Below are 18,095 nucleotides of genomic sequence, written 5' to 3'. Positions count from 1 at the left end.
TAAACTATTGACTTGTAATTTCCTTAAAGCGTACAATGAAGCCAATGAGAAGTTGAAAGGAGTGGGCGCATGCTTGAGAAGTTAGGCACGGAACAACGCAATGCACATACGATGTCATTAGATACGATGAGTGTTGCAGATGTGTTGAAAGCAATGAATAAAGAGGATGGATCCGCGATTGAGGTGATTCATGCACAGTTGCCGACGATTGAAAAAACGGTCAAGGCAGTTATAGATTCGTTTCAAAAGGGTGGAAGACTGATTTATATCGGTGCTGGAACAAGTGGACGTCTTGGTATTTTGGATGCTGTTGAATGTGTGCCGACGTTTGGGGTATCACCTGACATGGTAGTCGGTTTAATAGCTGGGGGATTGAAAGCGTTCACAAAGGCTGTGGAAGGTGCAGAAGATGATCCAGAGCTCGGAATCCAAGATTTGAAGGATATCCAGCTGAACGAAACGGATACTGTCATCGGTATCGCAGCAAGCGGTAGAACACCTTACGTCATCGGCGCACTGGACTATGCACGTAAGACTGCCGCTCATACAATTAGTATTAGTTGTAATGAAGGCGCTGAAATGAGTAGTCATGCTGACATTGCAATCGAACTTGCAACAGGTCCTGAAGTGTTGACGGGTTCAACACGACTGAAAGCAGGGAGCGCACAGAAAATGGTGCTGAATATGATTTCAACTGCTGCGATGATTGGGATCGGAAAAGCGTACGAAAACTTGATGATCGATGTGCAAGCGACGAACTTGAAACTTCAAGAACGCTCGAAACGCATTATTATGGAAGCAACTGGGGTGGATCTACATACTGCAACGTCTTTCTATGAAGCTTCTGGCAAGCACGTGAAAACAGCGACCGTCATGATCCTGCTCGATTGCTCCAAAGAACAGGCACAAGAACGGATTGAAGCAACAGGTGGATTTGTTCGAAAAGCTACACAGCAAGCATAAAGGGTTTTGATAAATCATTCACTAGTAAGAAGAGAGAGGGAGGGTTCAGGATGAGAAAAGAGCAACAAATGGCGACGGGCATACTGGAACACGTTGGCGGCAAAGATAATATTCGTAAAATCGCCCACTGTATGACGCGGCTTCGTCTAACACTGAAGGACGATAGTAAAGCAGACATCGCCGCATTAAAAAAAGTTGAAGGTGTCATGGGGGTTGTCGTCGATGAAACACTACAAGTCGTCATTGGACCAGGAACTGTAAATCGGGTTGCGGATGAAATGAGCCAGTTGACGGGTCTTGGCATCGGCGAAGAGTCTGAGCCGGAGTACGACAGTCTAACATTTGAAGAACGCGCTGCGATTGACAATGAACGTAGAAAAGAGAAAAACCGTACACCGTTTAAAAGTTTCCTAAGACGTATTGGTAACATTTTCATCCCCCTAATCCCAGGACTTGTCGCTTCAGGGATTATCAATGGAGCTGCAAACTTTGCGAAAAACGCAGGTGTAGATCCGACCCAGACATGGATGCAAATTTTACTACTTCTCGGATCGAGTGTCTTCACGTACTTAGCGGTGATTGTTGGTTGGAACACTGCGAAAGAATTTGGTGGAACACCTGTACTAGGTGCAATCGCCGGAATGTTCTTATTCAATCCATTCCTTGCAGAAATTACGATTTATGGTGAACCTTTAGTTGTCGGTCGAGGTGGTTTATTCGGAGTCATCTTTGCAGCATTCCTCATGACGTTTGTCGAAAAGAATGTGCGCAAAGTTATGCCTGCAGCGGTTGATATCATCTTTACTCCACTCGTTACCGTACTCACTGTCGGTTTCTTCTCACTCTATGCAATTGTACCGGTTGCGGGTCTGCTAGCGGACGGGATTACAAAAGGTTTGATCGCCGTTCTGGACGTAGGTGGAGTTGTCGCGGGTGCTGTCCTTGCAGGATTCTTCCTTCCGCTCGTTATGGTCGGATTGCATCACGGACTCACACCAATCCACTTGGAATTGATCAACACGTATGGAAATACGGCATTGCTGACAGTTCTCGCAATGGCTGGAGCTGGTCAGGTCGGTGCAGCAATGGCAATCTTCGTGAAAACGAAAAACCGTCGTCTCCGTAACATCATCAAGGGAGCATTGCCAGTTGGCTTCCTCGGGATTGGAGAACCATTGTTATACGGGGTTACGTTACCGCTCGGTCGTCCGTTCATCACCGCTTGTATGGGTGGAGCACTTGGTGGTGCATTCCAAGCAGTGATGCACACAGCAGCGACAGGAATCGGTGTATCAGGGATTTCACTCATTCCACTAATCGATGATGGCAAGTATTTGTACTACTTCCTTGGGTTGCTCATCGCATATGGTGGTGGGTTCCTATTCACGTATCTATTTGGATTTAAAGAAGAAATGGCACGCGATATTTAACAAAAACAGCATTCATCTCCATTAGCTATAATGGGGATGAGTGCCTTACTTTTTTATACGAGAAAAGGATGGTGAACGAGATGCTTGGCATGTCTGTCTATTTAGGAACAGTAAGCTTTGAGGAACACGAACAGCGTATACGAGAAATGAATGCTGCCGGCTTCCAGTCTATTTTTACGTCACTTCATATTCCGGAAAATGATGCATCTGCCTACAAGGATGAAGTTCAACAACTTGGGAAATTAGCAAGTGAATTCGGGATGGAGCTGATGGTGGATGTGAGTCCAAGTGCGCTCGATAGTCTTGGATTCACATTGGAACAATCAGAAGGATTACTAGAATGGGGCATCAGCGGATTACGTTTGGATTATGGGATTTCTCCAAAAGTAATTGCTGAGTTGTCGCAAGTGATGCGCGTTGCGTTGAACGCCAGTACAGTGACACACGAAGAACTGAGTGAGATGAAAGCTGCAGGACTTCGACTTGAAGCGACCGAAGCGTGGCATAATTTTTATCCACGACCGGAAACGGCACTTGGTCTCGAAGATTTCATCAAACGAAACAACTGGCTACATGAGGAAGGTGTGCGGGTCATGGCTTTTGCACCAGGTGATGGACAACTTCGAGGGCCGTTGTTTGAAACGTTGCCGACACTCGAAAAACACCGTCATGCATCTCCACTTGCAACAAGTTTGGAACTGATGAGCGCTACATATGTCGATAAAGTGCTCATTGGAGATCCAGGATTAAGTGAGGCGAGCTTAACGCAATTTGAAGCATATCAAAAAAACATCATTCGTCTCCGTGCAAAGGCAGCAGAACAAGCAGATGACCAAGCACTTGAAACAGCTGCGACCCTTCATACGAACCGTCCAGACAGTGCGCGCGACGTCATTCGGTCCAGCGAATCCCGTCCAGCGGCTATGAAATCAGGCAGTTCCGTTTCTGCGCAGTATTGCGCATCGCGACCTGCAGGAACGATTACCGTCGATAATGAGCGCTATTTACGTTATCAAGGTGAGCTCCAAGTGACGAAAACAGACTTGGCTGCTGACGAGCGCGTGAACGTCCTCGGACAAGTTATCGAAGAAGACGTAGCTTTACTGAATCATATCGGTGGCAATCAGCAATTTGAAATAGTTTGGGTTTGAAAACACCTCCTCTGACGATGTGCAGAGGAGGTGTTTTTAGTTAGCTTAAAACATCTGAATCAGTAAAAATTAGTGCGAGGTGGTACTATTTTTCAATTTAATGAGTCTATAAGCGTCGGACTATGTTACTATAAGAGGAAATAAGTTTTTAGTTTTTATCCCCACTGCTATCTAGTGTGATTACGGAGGAAATGCGAATGACAGACGAATTGTTGACTCCCATGCGTGAAAAGGCTTTAAAGTTACGGGTGGAAGGTCGTTATAAAGAGTTAATTGAGCATTGTGATGTATTACTAGAAAAAGGATTGAAACAACGAGATCATAAAGCAGTACTGTGCGCACATATTCATCATGCATCCGCTTTCTATAGCATCGGTGCGATTGAAGAGGCGTTTTTAAGTGTCGACTCGCATCTACAATATTGTTCCCAATTTGGAGATGAAAACGAACAACTGAACGGCATCAATATCCTTGTCATTTTGTACGATTATAATAGAGAATATGAAAAAGCAAAAGGCGCATTAATGCGAGGCATTGAATTGGGGACACGTCTTAAGCATTGGAACATGGTTAGTAATGCCTACAGTAATTATAGCCATATTTGTGCAAGTGAGAAGGATTATGAAGGTGCTCTTGAAAATGCTCTGATAGGGCTTGAAATGGCAGAAAGGTACGTGCCTGACAGTCCGATCCTCAAATTCCGAGTGATGTTGAACATTGCCAATGCTTATGTGGGGCTTGGCGATACAGGTCATGCGGGACCGATGATTGAACAGATGTTGGCAGACCCTATCTTGTCCACACATAAGCGAGAAAAAGCGCAGTGCTACGATTTGTATGGTCGTTATTTAGTGGAGAACAAAGAGTTCTCAAGTGCTCTGGAATCGTTTGATATTGCCAAAAATGAAGCGTCGGAGATTAAAGATCTTCTATTGTTGAGGGAGATTCAAGAAAGACGCTGTGATTTATGTGAAATTCTAGATGATCGACAACTAGGATTTGTCGTGCAGCAAGAATATATTAAGGTGTTAAAGACGTTACAAGAACAGGAATTAGCGATGACTGCGCTGAAATTGGAAGTGAAGCATAATGTTGCTTCCATTGAACGTAATGCAAAAATAGATTATCTGACTAGATTATTCAATCGCAGACACTTAGAAGAAGTAGCATCAAATTGGTTGGCACAAGCAGCTGAAGCGGGCAGTTCTGTTTCCTGTATTGCACTCGATCTCGATAATTTTAAGTCGATCAACGATACATATGGTCATTTAGCTGGCGATGAAGCGTTGCGCGAGATTTGTACTATATGCCAAAGTGTATTATGGAAATCGGACTCAACGGAGTTATTAGCACGATATGGGGGAGATGAACTGGTCTTCATCTTAAACGGGGATTCTTTGGATAACGCGAAGGAACGAGTCAACCAACTTCTAGCTGAAATCCAGGAACTGAGGATTACTTTCAATGAAAAGCCCATACCTGTCACTGTGAGTATCGGCATGGCAGACAATGCGAATGGTGCGTACTCAAAGTTTGCAGATGTATTTTACCGTGCGGACCAAGCATTATATCAGTCAAAAGCGAATGGGAAAAATCAGGTATCTGCATTTGAAAGCTCTACGATGCAGTAATGTTGAATGAGCGAGCACCTTCTATCATGAAGGTGCTCTTTGCGTTCTAAAGTGGAAGAGAAGTGGGCATTGCACTTGCAGGGTATCAAAAACGCCTCGCCATTAGGGCGAAGCGTCTAGAATCATTGGTTTTCAAGCTCCATCTTTTTCAAATGGATTTTTGAAATCTTTCCTGCTGCTGTCATTGGAAATTGGTCAAGGAATTCGAGTTCACGCACCTTAGAGTAGTGGACGACCCGCTCATTCGTATATGTCATCAGCTCTTCAACACTAATCGTGCTTCCTGGTTTGACGATCACAAACGCTTTTGGAATCTCACCGACACTTTCTACCGGCTTTCCGATGACGATCGCATTTTGTACCGCAGGGTGGGAGACGATTACTTCTTCAATTCGACTCGGATAGACGTTGTATCCATTGTAGATGAGCATTTCTTTTTTTCGATCCACGATCGCAAGATATCCGTCTTCATCCATGATCCCGATATCACCTGTGTGAAGCCAGCCATCCCGAAGAGTTGCGGCTGTTTCTTCCGGCTTGTTGAAATAGCCCCTCATTACTTGTGGACCGTGGATACAAATTTCGCCACTTTCACCGTAAGGAAGAGGCTCTTCACTCAGCCCATCAAGTGAGACGATTTTAATTTCGGTATTACACGTAGGCAAGCCGACGGTACCAATTTTGTGAATTCCACCAGTTAGGCATACGCTACCTGCAACAGATGCAGTCGCTTCCGTAAGACCATATCCTTCACCAACCCGTGCATTCGGGAACATCTCCTTCAGCAGTGCCAACTCTTTTTGAGAAAGAGGTGCAGCTCCTGAGCTAATGTTCCGTATCGTGGAGAAATCATAGGAATCGATCCCTGGTAAGTTCAGCAACACATTCCACATCGCCGGCGCTCCATTAATGGAAGAGACTTTATACTTCTCGATTAGTTCCAGGAATTGTGTCGGGATGAAGCGGTCAGGTAAAAGTGTCGTAACCCCTAGGGACATTGGAGAAACTATCATTCCAATCCCACCTGTAATGTGGAACAAGGGGGACGGGCTTAACCGAATCTCTTCACCAAGGGGGATCAAATACTTTTCCTTGTAGACATCAGAATCTTGCTCAACCGCTACAAATAGAAGTGCACCGTCGTCATCGACTACAGGCAATGCGCCTGCCGTCCAAGCAGCAATTTGGGTTATGTTGCTAACTAGGTTTGCGTGGGTGATCATGACTCCTTTTGGACTGCCAGTTGTTCCGCCCGTATACGCGATGTGGACTAAATCTTCTTGTGGGTCTATGCCAGGATCGAATTCTTCATCAGACGAAGAACTTTTGAGTGCAGCAAAGCTGTGCCATCCTTCGTGCATGGATACATCCACAGGGGTCTCGTTCGTATAGATCTCAGAGTCACCTGTCATAATGACATGCTGAACACCTGTATCCGTAAGTACATCCGCGATAGAACCAGCAACCGATTCATGCGTCACAACAACTTTTGTTTCAGAATCATTCAGCTGATACGTTAAATCGCCTGCGGGTAAATACGGATTAAGAGGAGAGTAAGCAGCCCCAGATAAAATAATGCCATAGTAAGCCGCTACGTATTGCGGACAGGTAGGTAAGTGAGTCGATACCGTCATTCCGCGCCCAATGCCGAGTTCGCGCAAGGAGTTCGCAAAACGTTTCGCTTCTGTGTAAATATGGTTGTACGTAATCGGTGTATCGCGATAAATATAGGCATTTTTAGCGCCGTATTGTTTCACACTACCTTTTAATATGGCACCTGCCGTGACGTTCGGAATGTCGAGTGTTTCTGGCAAATCTTGATCGTAGTTTTCTCTATTCGAAAGTTTAACGTTCATTTGACCACCGCCTTCTCGAGATATGATCTAATCCATGCATCGTTCGAAGTTTTAGAGTCTCGGCAGATGGTAAAACCAACCGAGACGCTAGATTACAATTCAATTACACATGCTTTTTCTCGAGAATAGTCCTCGATTGAGTCAGTTCCGAATCCACTGCTCTTTACACCACCAAATGGGAGATCCACTCCAACTCGCGCATATGTGTTTACCCATACATTTCCCGCTTCAAGTGATGCAACCATACGATGTGCGCGACTTAGATCCTTCGTCCAAACGCCTGCAGCTAGTCCGAATTCTGTTCCGTTGGCTAGCGCAATCGCTTCTTCTTCCGTGTCGAACGGAATCATAACCGAAACAGGACCGAAAATTTCTTCCTGACAAACTCTTAATGTATTGGACTCTGTTTTAAGAAGAGTTGGTTCGATCCAATAGCCGTCTGCCAAGTCGCTTCGGTCTGGAATGAGTTCAGATCCACCAGAGCGTCCACCGTAAACTAGCTCAGCGCCTTCGTCCAACCCAAGCTGGATATAAGAACGTATACTTTCGTACTGAGATTTATTTGCGATAGGACCAGTAGTTGTTGTTGGATCCATCGTAGGTCCAAACTGTTTCAACTCTGGATTTTGAAGATAATTTTTAATTCCGTCAGCTACCTGATCAATAATTGACCGGTGCACGAGCAGGCGGGAACTTCCGACACAAAGTTGACCTGAGTTTCCTGTGAAAATACTGTAAGAACTGATTGCCTCGACCGCTTTTTCTATATTGGCATCTTCAAATAGGATATTGGCAGATTTTCCACCAAGCTCAAGAATCATAGGCTTTGGCTTTCCAGCCGTTGCTCTAGCGATTGAGGTAGCAGTGCCGCCTGAACCTGTTAAACTCACTTTATCAACAGCAGGGTGTTCGACGAGTGTGTCTCCAATTTCGGAGCCTGGGCCACAAATGACGTTGAGAACGCCTTCAGGGAAAACATCCTTTAACAAGTTAGCTAGGTGAAGAGAAGAGACCGCTGATTGTTCGGAAGGTTTGATGACAACTGTGTTCCCCGCAGCAAGTGCATAAGCCGCTTTAATTGAAAATGTAAACAGAGGTGCGTTCCACGGTGTAATGCCAACTACGACACCATAAGGTTCACGTAATGTGTAACCAAGACTTGTTGGACTCATAGGAACGGTTTGACCTCGATTTGCTTCTGAAGCCTTACCCGCTGCATCTAACCAAACTTGTTGCAAGACAGGAATCAGTCCGTATGATGTTTCACGAATCACCCATCCGTTGTCTTGTGTTTCAAGTCCAGCAAGTTCGCCACCATTCGATGCAATAATTTCAGCAGCATCACGCAAACACGCAGCACGCTCACAAGCAGATAATGCTTTCCACGCAGGAAATGCTTTCTGTGCCGCTTCGATTGCCGTTACTGCGTCTTCCTTGGAGCTTTTCGGAACTCGTGCCCATGCTTTACCGGTAGATGGGTCAATACTATCTGTAAGTGCACCCCCAGTTGCTGCACGCAATTCTCCACCAATCAAGTTCTGATACTCTTTCAAGTCTGTTGACACTGCCATATTCATTCTCCTCCTTATTTAGCTGCCCTTTTTTCTTGTGTATCTTCAATAACTATTGGAGAGCACCAATGAATTTTGGAATGTGCTCATAACCCGCGGAATATGCTCATAAATTACGATTTGCGCTCATAAACCCAAGAAAGTGATCATAAACTCCAGAAAGTGCTCATAAGCCGCAATAAGTGATCATAACCGTTGAAATGTGCTCATAAACACATCAACCATGAGCCCTATCCAGCCATTCACATGCTATAAATTCAAGAAACCGGTACGGCATCACGTTTGGCGGGAGTTGAATGCCATTCGAGTGATTGTGCGGTTGCTCTACGAGAGTCGCGCACAGAACCGAAATAGTTTTCATAATAGCGTGCGCGCTTCAAATACAGCTGCACGTCGAGTTCTTCAGTGAATCCGATGCCACCATGGATCTGAATCGAATCTGCTGCTGCTTTGATAAACGCCTTGGAAATGAACGACCGAGCGCTATGGACGGCAGCTGCTTTATCCGCAGCATTCGTTTCCACTGCCCAAGCTGCATAGTGGGATAGGGAACGTGCTGTCTCTAAATCCAGTTTCATGTTGACGATTCCGTGCTTGATCGCTTGGAAACGCCCAATCGGCTGATTGAACTGCACACGAATCTTCGCGTATTCTGCCGTCATTTTGACAAGCTCATCCATTCCACCAACCATGCTGGAGCATAGAGCTGCATTGAAATGTAACAAACCTTCTTTCAACATTTCAACGGCATGACCCGGTTCACCAAGCAACTCACCGGGCGCTTGATTTAACGTGATTTCTGCGAGTTGTTGGGTTTCATCAAGGACAGAAAGCATACGGAATGATGCAACATCACTCGCTTTTACGAGGAATAAAGACTTACCTTCAGCAGTTTGTGCCCCCGTAATGAATGTATCTGGATCACCTATAACAGGGACAAGAGTTTTAGTACCTGTCAGCGTATATCCGCTTTCCGTTTTCGCTGCAATACAGCTGAACGAGTTAGGGAACAAACTGCCGTCACGCTCATACCAAGCGATGGAGACAGAACTTTCTCCTGAAGCAACTTTCGGAAGGCGGGCTGCCTTTTGTGCAGGCGTTCCGAACGACTCGAGTAAAGGAACTGCGAGTGCAAGTGTCTCAAGTTGAAGTCCAGGTAACAAGACTCGTCCGATCTCTTCGAAAACTGGAACGAGATCGAGTGCGCCAAGACCCAGACCATCCACTTCTTCAGAAACGGGAATGGCTGTCACGCCCATCTCAGCAAGCCCAGATGTAGCATTAGCAACAACATCCAATTTGCCACTAATGACGGAACGTGCGAATTCTGTTCGGTCAAGATCATTCATATATTTACGAATCGCTGTACGAAAGAGCTCTTGTTCTTCGCTTAATGCAAAATCCATAGTAGTCACCTCACCTTTTCCGTTATCGTCCTAAGTCTTTCGGGAGTCCAAGAATGCGTTCACCAATCGTATTGCGTTGAACTTCGCTCGTACCTCCACCAATCGTTGCTCCGAATGATGCGAGATACTGGCCTTGCATCTCCGCGCTGAAGACAGAATCATCATTCATTAACACGCCAGCATGACCTTGAATTGTCATTGCGAAGTCGAAGAGTTCTTTCGTCAACTCACTAACAAGTAATTTATCGAGCGAACTTTCAGGACCTGGACGACCATTTTTGAGTGTGTGTGTGATATTCCTATAATAATTCAGCTTGGCGCCATTAATGCGCGCATACAAATCGGCAAGTCCGTCTTCAACGAAAGGGTCCTCGATAAGAAGACAGCCGTTCACACGGACGGTTTTCGCCATTTCAATGACACTGTCAAATTGCTGTTCAAGCGTAAACACTTGCGCCGCAATACCTGAACGTTCGTGAAGCATGAGCGCAATGAGGACAGCCCAACCTTTGCCTTCTTCGCCGACAATATCCTCGTCCGTCGCTATAGCATCTGTCAAATAGACCTCATTGAATTCCTGATGCCCATCCATTTGAACAATTGGACGCGTTTCAACGCCTTCTTGGTCCATATCGAGAAGGAATACGGTAATACCTTCGTGTTTCTTTTCCGACTGACTCGTTTTCGTTAGTAGGAAACAACGATCAGCAAGATGGGCAAAACTCGTCCAAACCTTTTGTCCATTAATGACCCATTTGCCATCTTTTTTCACGGCAGTAGTCTGGAGAGCGGTCAGGTCGGATCCAGCACCCGGCTCTGAATACCCTTGACTCCACACCTGTTCACCGGTTAGGATTTTTTCGATGAATTCCTCTTTTTGTGCATCCGTTCCCATTTGCATGAGCGTCGGTGCGACCATATGAATGCCGATATAGTTCACCAGGGGAGGAGACTGGACGCGAACCATTTCTTGGTGATAAATGATTTCTTCCATAAGCGTCGCATCACGCCCGCCGTATTCTTTCGGCCAAGAAATCGCTGCCCAACCGCCTTCATATAACGTTCGCTGCCAATCGCGCAGGAATTTCGAGTAGTGTTCATTGTCTTCAGGAAGCTTCCGATCACCTTGCAGCCAACCTTTCGGCAAATTCACCTCAAGCCAGCCACGCAGTTCCCCACGAAACTTCTCCTCTTTTTCCGTAAATGTAAAATCCATTGAGACACACCCTTTCTCTTAACTGAGATAATAAACAGTGTTGATTTGCGCTGCAGACGGACGCTTTCCGCGGGCTCGATCTCAGCCTCCTCAGTCGCTAACGCTCCTTGCGGGGTCTTCTATCTTCGCTGATTCCGCAGGAGTCGCCGTCTTCCGCCCCAATCAACGGATCTCCTATAACAAGTAGATTATTTTAATAATGATAGAGGATATTAAAGAAACGTTACCCCCGAGCCAGCACCCACTGCGGCAACGCGCGGTCATCTGTAACATCCACCCACGTCATCTTCAATGGCATCCCAATCTCGACATCCGCCGGATCACACTCAATAATATTCGCCATAATCTTCACATCAGGCGCCGCGTCCAACGCAGCCACCGTGATCACAGTCGGCAAATCATGTTGGAACCCCGGCAGAAACGGTCGGTACGAAACGATATAGGAATACACCGTCGCCGTAATATCCGAACCCAACAATTCCCACTCCGTCTCTGGACTTCCACATGTCGGACAAGCCGGGCCAGGAGGGTGAATGTATGTGCTACATGCTGAGCACTTTTGTAGTTTAAGTTCATGTCGATCCGCGGCGTCCCAATACTCGTGATTATCTGGGGTCTTCAACGGAATCGGCTTTTCATATGCAGTCTGTTTAGTCATCAAGACGCCTCCTTTAATTTCGTAAAATCATCGCACCTGCAATGTCAGGACCGGCCCATCCAGTTGCGATCCCGAGCTCACAATCCTTCACTTGGCGTTCTGTCCCTTTATAGTCATGTCGTAATTGACGAACCAGTTCCAATACGTTGTTCATACCGTGAGTGTAACCCTCTGAAAGCATGCCGCCCGCAGTGTTGGAAGGGAGACTTCCTCCCATTTTTAAGTTGCCCCCCGCAACGAAATCACCGACTTCACCACGTTTAGCGAACCCATACGATTCAAGCTGTCGCAGCACGACCCAACTAAAGCAATCGTAGATAGAAGCAACTTGAATATCTTCCGGTTTCACACCAGCTGACTTGTACAGATCCGCTGCTGCGTGATCTGCCGCAACTTCATCGACTTGCGTCCAATAATGAACGTGGGAATGTGTTGTACGAGGTGCCATGCCAGCGATGAAAACTGGCTTCGATTTGCAGTTTTTTGCATTCGCAGCAGAAGTCACGATAATTGCATTTGCTTCATCCAACTCCACACAACAGTCATGGATGTTGAATGGCATACTGATGTCAGGCGTTGCGAGATACGTTTCCATATCCAGAGGCTTTCCATTCAAAAATGCATTCGGATTCCGTTGTGCATGCTCATAGAAACTAATACACACATGTCCTAAATGCTCTTTCGTAATTCCCGTTTCATACATATGACGATTCGCGAACATCCCGAACCACTGCGTAGGGGATGCAGAACCGTATGGCATGATGAAACTGCCGCCTGGAAGCATTTCCTGAAGCATATTCGGATCATATCCGCGTCCAACTTTTTCACCGGAACTTCCATTCATCGAACGGTAGATGAGGACGGTTTCTAACATGCCTGCTTCGATTAATGCAACTGCATCTGCAATCAGCAACTCCGTACTACTCCCACCGCCGCTCACATCTTTTACATACTTCGGATGGCATCCCAAGTAAGTCGCCAGCTCGTGTGAAGGGCACGAATCTCCAGCAGTTGAATAGTTCATAATCCCATCGAGATCTTTTGCATCTAACCCTGCATCTGCGAGTGCATTACGTGCTGCAGTGAGTGCCATATGAAGGGGAGTCGTACCGGATTTACGGGAGCGCTGGTTTTCGCCGACACCGACGATTGCGCATTGATTTGAATAAGTTGCCATGTGTGCTACCTCCTTAGTCAGTCGTTCTCGATTTTACAAGTAAGCGTTGCAGATCCAGTTCCAACCCGTTCACCAGGTGCTTTTTCTGCAATCAATTCAAGTTCAGCTACACGATTGCCATCGATTTCAGTGAGTTGCTTCACAACACCACTGCACGTAATCGCGTCACCAGGCTTCGTCATCGCGCCGAAACGCATACTGAAGTTGCTGATGACAGCTTTCGTTCCAGCTAGTTCTTGTACGTATTGTCCAAGGAATCCCATAATGAGCATGCCGTGGGCAATGACACCATCCATGCCGATGCTTTTTGCAAAGTCATCATCTGTATGAAGAGGATTTAAATCCCCCGATGCCCTAGCGTATTGAACCAGTTGTTCGCGTGTTACGGCTGGTTTTGTGAGTGAAGGGAGCTCCCTATCCACGTGTAGTTCAGAAAACGGTATATTTGTAATCGCTTTCATTTCATTTTGCCCCCTTTTTTGCGGGTCTATAGATAATCGTGTTCCGCGATACTGCGGCTAGAACACCATCTTCAGTTTTAATTTCCGTATCGAGAACGAGGAATTGCATCGTTCCACTTTTCCCAACACGATCGTACACGTCTGTAACAGCCATCGTGCATTCAAGGCGATCTCCAATTCGGACTGGCTGATGGTAGATGAATTCCTGTTCACCGTGAAGCATCCGTTTGAAATCCAACTTCAGTGGAAACTCCGCGTTGCTGCTAAGTGCAACTAAAAAAGTGGGTGGCACAGTCACGTCTTCATAAGCAGTGTCAGCCGCGTAGGTTTCATCAAAATAGAGGAGATTATCATCACCAATTGCTTGCGCAAAGCGGGTAACACGCTCTCGATCGACTTCAGCAATATACGGTTTGCTTGCAATCCCAATCATGCTTTTATCTAAATCCATGAGGCACCTCCAAAATAGTCATGTTAAAATTCTGCCTACTTAAAATAGTATGTTAATTTTGTTGACAGTACAATGTATGAATCTCTATAGTTAACAGTAGATAATTAGAGATTGTTCCATAGAGAGAAGGTGAGCACTATGTCATTACCTGTTGAAACTTTAATAGAACGGATTGGAATCACTTCTCCCTATTCAATTTGGGTTGCCAAGGATGACCTGCAACAAGTCTATGCACTCGTCAACCCGAATGGAATGATTCCCCCAAAAACTACGCAAGGGAAGCCTATTGAAGTTATACAAGATGAAGGAAGAAGTGTTGTGCAGTTCACCTATTCACAAGATTATCGGGTCATCTTATTAATAGATGGAGTATTTAATTTGGATGAAATCGAACTTGAAATGCTCTTCGACTTTTTGCACAAAGGGTATTCCGAGTATTCGGATGAAACCGGACGTGCAAAGCTAGCGCGCATTGTTGACAGCATTCGATATACAACCGCGTCACTCGACTTGGAAGACGTATTTTCGAACATAATGACGCATACGCTCGACGTCATTACGAATGCCGATTATGGAACGCTTTGGTTGTTGGATGAAACACGAGGGAAAATTATCTGTAAGGCATCGGAAGGGTATCGATTTGAAGAGATTCAACAGATGGAATTCGACTTAGGGGAAGGCCCAGTTGGTTATGCATTCGAAGTTGGAAGTCCTATTCTAATTACGGATCCACGAGATTTGGAGTATGAGAAAGTCAAACGAATCTCTCTCGAGAACAGGCAACGTTGGGGAAGAAGAGTTGAGGATATAACAAATATAAGATCTGTGATTGCCTATCCAATCGGAGTGGACGGCCGAATTGAATGTGTCATGTATTTAGGGCAGATAAATTCAGAACAACTCCTGACTGAACGGGATTTGTGGCTGTTGCAAATCTTTACGACCCAGGTTGGAATCGCAATTCGCAATGCAAAACAGTTCGCCAACATTCGTGAACTGAACGAAAAGTTAGTGCAGCGGGACGCCATTCACGCAACGCTAACCGAGTTGTCGGTCCGAAATATGGGAACGGAGAAAATGATTGATGAGTTAAGTAAGATGGCGGGGCAACCATTGGTGTTTGCGGATTTGTTAGTCAACGAAATGATCCCATCATCTGCAAATTTACCTTCAGGCGTAACTTATAAAGATTTGCTAGAGAAGATTAAGCTAGAAGGTATAGCAAAAACAATTATACTTACTGGATCAGGTGACATCGTTTTGTATCCGATTCGATCGGGATCTGTTGTACTCGGCTGTCTGATTTCTACATCCTCACAAAAGTTAGAGCGAATTGGCGAGTTAGCAATTGAACAAGGAAGTGTGCTGCTCGCACTTGAACGTGTCCAAAAGCAGAACGTGTTAGCGTTCTATTATAAAACTCAGCGTGAACTGTTTGATGAATTATTGCACGCAACGAATCCAGAAATTTTGAATAAAAAAATGGAAGCGCTCGGTATTAGGAATATGGATGGATTTGCGGTTGCGATGCTCCAAGTAACTGGATGCTCGGACCCACAGGAGCTAGAAGCCCACATATTCAGATTGATTGCAGAACTGCGTTCAACAGCAAGTGGACTCATTCAGACGATATTCGGATGGCAAAACAAAGTGATTTTAGTAGCAGGAGTGACAGGATTATCACAATTGTCATTTATTGAGAAGAAGCTAGAGGATTTAATATTCCAACGAACAAAGGTAGGATCAGACTATGTGCTTCACGGTGGAATTGGTTCACTCGTTCGTGAAATGAGCCAAATCGAGCAAACGTATAGGGAAGCAGAAATTGCACTGACCAATCCGCTTGCAGGACAGAGGAATCATCAGCTCGTACGCTATAGCGAAATTGGAATTAGCCGATTGTTCACGAGCCGCAATACGGAAGAGGTGAGTAAGTTTCTGACAGATATTTTTGATCCACTACGAGAAGCCGATCGGTCAGATGGAACGCTGGAACAGACACTCCTTGCTTACTTTGCAAGTAATCGTTCAGCGGGCGAAGCGGCTAACAAGTTACACATACACATCAATACGTTGTACCAACGGTTAAAAAAGATAGAAGAAACATTAGAACTCTCATTGAAGAATACGGACGACGCCCTCCAGTTGCAACTTGCTTGCTACTTAAGGCAACGAGCTTGATCCATAAAAAATGCCGCCAAAATCGAATGACTCGATCTGGCGGTATTTTCAATTAGAGCATCGTATCGTCATCTGAACGACGTCGAGCGGCATCCCGTTGCTCTGTGAAATCAGGTTCCTCGCCAAATTCTGTTCCGTAATTCGGATTTGAGAACCGAGAGTGCTCCACATCAGAATCGGTTGCATCATTTGTTTCAAACAATATCCCGAGACTGACGATTCCACTGATCCCGACCAATGTGTAAACAACTCTGGACAAAATAGAAGCCTGTCCGCCGAACAAGGTAGCAACTAAGTCGAATTGGAATAATCCAATAAGACCCCAATTTAACGCTCCGATTATGACGAGAACGAGTGCAATTCGCGTAACGATTCGCATGTTTTCAACTCCTTTTCTAATTAGGACTACATTTTCTAGTTGTAGAAAATCATCCATCCTTAGCTTTTGTCAAAAGTTGTTTTTCATACATCCATAAATATTAAAAAGCGACCAAAAGAAGGTCGCTGAAAAAGTTCATGGAGTTATCCATTTAACCGCTCGTTATTAAATAAAAATTGCTCAAAGTAAAGCTCGTTCTTAGTTTGGGCAGAATGACTAAGTAACGTGTGCAATCGGCCATTTTGTTGATGAATGATATGTAAAGAGGCTGCTACTATTACTCTAATGCCTGTTGAAAACGTTAGTTCAGTCGTCTTTTTGTCGATTTCCCTAGTTGTGAAGAAATGATTAAAAATCCAGCAGCACGTTTCATGTTTAGAGGAGCTGGTCGGAAAAACTCCGACACCTTCAGAGAGAATGAATGGGGGTTTTTGCTTGAACTTCAACACTTCAAAAGCCGCTTGTTTTTGTATTCGTTTAGTCGTTCGGTTATGCAAGCAGGCTAAGTTGAGAAGTTCCACAGGTGATTTTTTTGAAGTGTATGTTCCATGCAGTGTGACAATTTTGGATCGACTTCCATAATCATCTTTGTGAGCCATTAGTGCTAAAGCTTGGCTATCAAGCAAATAGCTTTCACAATTCATTCCGAATCATCTCCTATAACTGTTTAATAGTTCCATTATACGACAAATTATGAAGTTAGAATAGAGTGAAAATATAATTAATTATCGACAAAGTTCGACAAGTTAGTGGGCCGTTGGATGTAGTTGATAAGTACACGACGAGAGGCTTACACATCATCTCAAAGCCCAACATGATTTTAATACTGTAGGATGGGGTTTCTTGGGAAAATTAATGATTCTACACAAAATGAACAGTTCTGTAAGTGTACTTCTAAAGTTCAAATAAATATTATAGGCTGTCGACTGAAATTTAGTCTCTATTTGAGATTTTTAAATGACTTCATAAAGTTTAACATGATTTCCATGAGGCAAACATATTAACTTTAAAGGTAGGTAGACTTTGTGGATAAAACTTGTTTTGTCAATGAATTGTAGGGGAAATGAGTGAAAAAGGATGTGACACAGTATGGCATTCGACTACGATCTCGACTATAAAAACCTAGATCTCCACAAACATCCTGAACTTTATAAAGTAGGCAAAGGGGAGCAAGGCGTATTGCTTGTGGAACCTTATAAGAGTGAGATATTGCCGTTTTGGCGTTTTAAAACGCCTGAAATCGCTCAAGAATCTGCGGATAAAATCTATGAACTGTTTGAAGAGTATCGAAAGAATGATGATTTTGTCGGTATGGATATGGCGCGAAAGTTTATCCAAATGGGGTACACGCGATCTCGCCGGTACACGAATTACAAGGGTGGAAGAAAATATAATGAAGATGGATCTGTGAAAGAACGTCAAATTGATGAAGAGAAAGCGAAGTCTGCAGCGATTTTTAAAGAACGATGGGATGAAATTCGTGAAGATGATGATTACTTGAAGCGCAAGAAAGCTCATCAGAAAGAGTATGGGTGAAGCAGGGAGATTCTTTGCTTAGAACGGT

At 44.8% G+C, this 18,095-nt stretch carries 16 protein-coding genes; 6 read left to right on the top strand and 10 right to left on the bottom strand.

Annotated features, from left to right (window positions below):
* The first annotated feature begins 69 nt into the window (after positions 1-69).
* The 4 genes from murQ to ACR65F_RS02675 all read left to right on the top strand — a co-directional run bounded on the left by murQ (position 70) and on the right by ACR65F_RS02675 (position 5,175).
* Positions 70-963, top strand: coding sequence for an N-acetylmuramic acid 6-phosphate etherase (gene murQ / locus ACR65F_RS02690; protein ID WP_039042391.1), 894 nt, complete (start codon positions 70-72; stop codon positions 961-963).
* 50 nt (positions 964-1,013) lie between these two features.
* Positions 1,014-2,393 carry a PTS transporter subunit EIIC gene (locus tag ACR65F_RS02685; RefSeq protein WP_039042390.1) on the top strand — a complete coding sequence of 460 codons (1,380 nt, stop codon included), beginning with the start codon at positions 1,014-1,016 and terminating at the stop codon, positions 2,391-2,393.
* Between the two features lie 68 nt (positions 2,394-2,461).
* On the top strand, positions 2,462-3,544 hold the full coding sequence (locus tag ACR65F_RS02680; protein ID WP_440503155.1) for a DUF871 domain-containing protein: 1,083 nt from the start codon (positions 2,462-2,464) through the stop codon (positions 3,542-3,544).
* A gap of 197 nt (positions 3,545-3,741) precedes the next feature.
* Positions 3,742-5,175, top strand: a complete 1,434-nt coding sequence (locus ACR65F_RS02675; RefSeq protein WP_440503154.1) for a GGDEF domain-containing protein — start codon at positions 3,742-3,744, stop codon at positions 5,173-5,175.
* Between the two features lie 122 nt (positions 5,176-5,297).
* On the opposite strand, the gene ACR65F_RS02670 is transcribed toward ACR65F_RS02675, so the two are convergent.
* The 8 genes from ACR65F_RS02670 to ACR65F_RS02635 form a co-directional block, all read right to left on the bottom strand.
* A complete protein-coding gene (locus tag ACR65F_RS02670) occupies positions 5,298-7,031 on the bottom strand; it encodes an AMP-binding protein (protein WP_440503153.1) in 1,734 nt (577 codons plus the stop codon).
* A gap of 92 nt (positions 7,032-7,123) precedes the next feature.
* The gene (locus ACR65F_RS02665; RefSeq protein ID WP_440503152.1) at positions 7,124-8,602 is read right to left on the bottom strand and encodes an aldehyde dehydrogenase family protein; all 1,479 of its coding nucleotides are present in this window, start codon (positions 8,600-8,602) and stop codon (positions 7,124-7,126) included.
* Between the two features lie 257 nt (positions 8,603-8,859).
* Positions 8,860-10,008, bottom strand: a complete 1,149-nt coding sequence (locus ACR65F_RS02660; protein ID WP_440503151.1) for an acyl-CoA dehydrogenase family protein — start codon at positions 10,006-10,008, stop codon at positions 8,860-8,862.
* Positions 10,009-10,030: 22 nt separating this feature from the next.
* Positions 10,031-11,224 carry an acyl-CoA dehydrogenase family protein gene (locus ACR65F_RS02655; RefSeq protein WP_440503150.1) on the bottom strand — a complete coding sequence of 398 codons (1,194 nt, stop codon included), beginning with the start codon at positions 11,222-11,224 and terminating at the stop codon, positions 10,031-10,033.
* A 223-nt stretch (positions 11,225-11,447) separates the two neighbouring features.
* On the bottom strand, positions 11,448-11,882 hold the full coding sequence (locus ACR65F_RS02650; RefSeq protein WP_440503149.1) for a Zn-ribbon domain-containing OB-fold protein: 435 nt from the start codon (positions 11,880-11,882) through the stop codon (positions 11,448-11,450).
* A 13-nt stretch (positions 11,883-11,895) separates the two neighbouring features.
* Positions 11,896-13,059, bottom strand: a complete 1,164-nt coding sequence (locus ACR65F_RS02645; RefSeq protein ID WP_440503148.1) for a thiolase C-terminal domain-containing protein — start codon at positions 13,057-13,059, stop codon at positions 11,896-11,898.
* Between the two features lie 17 nt (positions 13,060-13,076).
* Complete coding sequence (locus ACR65F_RS02640; RefSeq protein WP_440503147.1) at positions 13,077-13,520, bottom strand: MaoC/PaaZ C-terminal domain-containing protein; 444 nt, start codon at positions 13,518-13,520, stop codon at positions 13,077-13,079.
* 1 nt (position 13,521) lies between these two features.
* On the bottom strand, positions 13,522-13,971 hold the full coding sequence (locus ACR65F_RS02635) for a MaoC family dehydratase N-terminal domain-containing protein (protein ID WP_440503146.1): 450 nt from the start codon (positions 13,969-13,971) through the stop codon (positions 13,522-13,524).
* A 138-nt stretch (positions 13,972-14,109) separates the two neighbouring features.
* Here ACR65F_RS02635 and ACR65F_RS02630 point away from each other — a divergent pair, with 138 nt between their 5' ends.
* Positions 14,110-16,152 (top strand): helix-turn-helix domain-containing protein, encoded by a 2,043-nt coding sequence (locus ACR65F_RS02630; RefSeq protein WP_440503145.1) that lies wholly within the window; start codon positions 14,110-14,112, stop codon positions 16,150-16,152.
* Between the two features lie 52 nt (positions 16,153-16,204).
* Here the strand turns inward: ACR65F_RS02630 and ACR65F_RS02625 are convergent, their stop codons facing one another.
* Positions 16,205-16,531, bottom strand: a complete 327-nt coding sequence (locus tag ACR65F_RS02625) for a DUF378 domain-containing protein (RefSeq protein ID WP_440503144.1) — start codon at positions 16,529-16,531, stop codon at positions 16,205-16,207.
* A gap of 143 nt (positions 16,532-16,674) precedes the next feature.
* On the bottom strand, positions 16,675-17,175 hold the full coding sequence (locus ACR65F_RS02620; protein WP_440503143.1) for a competence protein ComK: 501 nt from the start codon (positions 17,173-17,175) through the stop codon (positions 16,675-16,677).
* 445 nt (positions 17,176-17,620) lie between these two features.
* On the opposite strand from ACR65F_RS02620, the gene ACR65F_RS02615 reads away from it, so the two are divergent.
* Entirely contained in the window at positions 17,621-18,067 is a 447-nt protein-coding gene (locus tag ACR65F_RS02615; protein ID WP_440503142.1) for a DUF4385 domain-containing protein, read from the top strand.
* Positions 18,068-18,095: the final 28 nt, after the last annotated feature.

The sequence above is a fragment of the Sporosarcina sp. SAFN-010 genome (assembly GCF_059415065.1).
Note: the sequence above shows the minus strand (reverse complement) of the source record. Positions and strands in the feature narration are given on the sequence as shown.

What these genes read in the sequence shown, in the direction of transcription:
- ACR65F_RS02635 (WP_440503146.1), bottom strand. Translation starts at nt 13,971, where the DNA reads ATGGATTTAGATAAAAGCATGATTGGGATTGCAAGCAAACCGTATATT.
- ACR65F_RS02680 (WP_440503155.1), top strand. Translation starts at nt 2,462, where the DNA reads ATGGTGAACGAGATGCTTGGCATGTCTGTCTATTTAGGAACAGTAAGC.
- ACR65F_RS02615 (WP_440503142.1), top strand. Translation starts at nt 17,621, where the DNA reads ATGGCATTCGACTACGATCTCGACTATAAAAACCTAGATCTCCACAAA.
- ACR65F_RS02620 (WP_440503143.1), bottom strand. Translation starts at nt 17,175, where the DNA reads ATGAATTGTGAAAGCTATTTGCTTGATAGCCAAGCTTTAGCACTAATG.
- ACR65F_RS02650 (WP_440503149.1), bottom strand. Translation starts at nt 11,882, where the DNA reads ATGACTAAACAGACTGCATATGAAAAGCCGATTCCGTTGAAGACCCCA.
- ACR65F_RS02675 (WP_440503154.1), top strand. Translation starts at nt 3,742, where the DNA reads ATGACAGACGAATTGTTGACTCCCATGCGTGAAAAGGCTTTAAAGTTA.
- ACR65F_RS02670 (WP_440503153.1), bottom strand. Translation starts at nt 7,031, where the DNA reads ATGAACGTTAAACTTTCGAATAGAGAAAACTACGATCAAGATTTGCCA.
- ACR65F_RS02625 (WP_440503144.1), bottom strand. Translation starts at nt 16,531, where the DNA reads ATGCGAATCGTTACGCGAATTGCACTCGTTCTCGTCATAATCGGAGCG.
- ACR65F_RS02630 (WP_440503145.1), top strand. Translation starts at nt 14,110, where the DNA reads ATGTCATTACCTGTTGAAACTTTAATAGAACGGATTGGAATCACTTCT.
- ACR65F_RS02640 (WP_440503147.1), bottom strand. Translation starts at nt 13,520, where the DNA reads ATGAAAGCGATTACAAATATACCGTTTTCTGAACTACACGTGGATAGG.
- ACR65F_RS02660 (WP_440503151.1), bottom strand. Translation starts at nt 10,008, where the DNA reads ATGGATTTTGCATTAAGCGAAGAACAAGAGCTCTTTCGTACAGCGATT.
- murQ (WP_039042391.1), top strand. Translation starts at nt 70, where the DNA reads ATGCTTGAGAAGTTAGGCACGGAACAACGCAATGCACATACGATGTCA.
- ACR65F_RS02685 (WP_039042390.1), top strand. Translation starts at nt 1,014, where the DNA reads ATGAGAAAAGAGCAACAAATGGCGACGGGCATACTGGAACACGTTGGC.
- ACR65F_RS02655 (WP_440503150.1), bottom strand. Translation starts at nt 11,224, where the DNA reads ATGGATTTTACATTTACGGAAAAAGAGGAGAAGTTTCGTGGGGAACTG.
- ACR65F_RS02665 (WP_440503152.1), bottom strand. Translation starts at nt 8,602, where the DNA reads ATGGCAGTGTCAACAGACTTGAAAGAGTATCAGAACTTGATTGGTGGA.
- ACR65F_RS02645 (WP_440503148.1), bottom strand. Translation starts at nt 13,059, where the DNA reads ATGGCAACTTATTCAAATCAATGCGCAATCGTCGGTGTCGGCGAAAAC.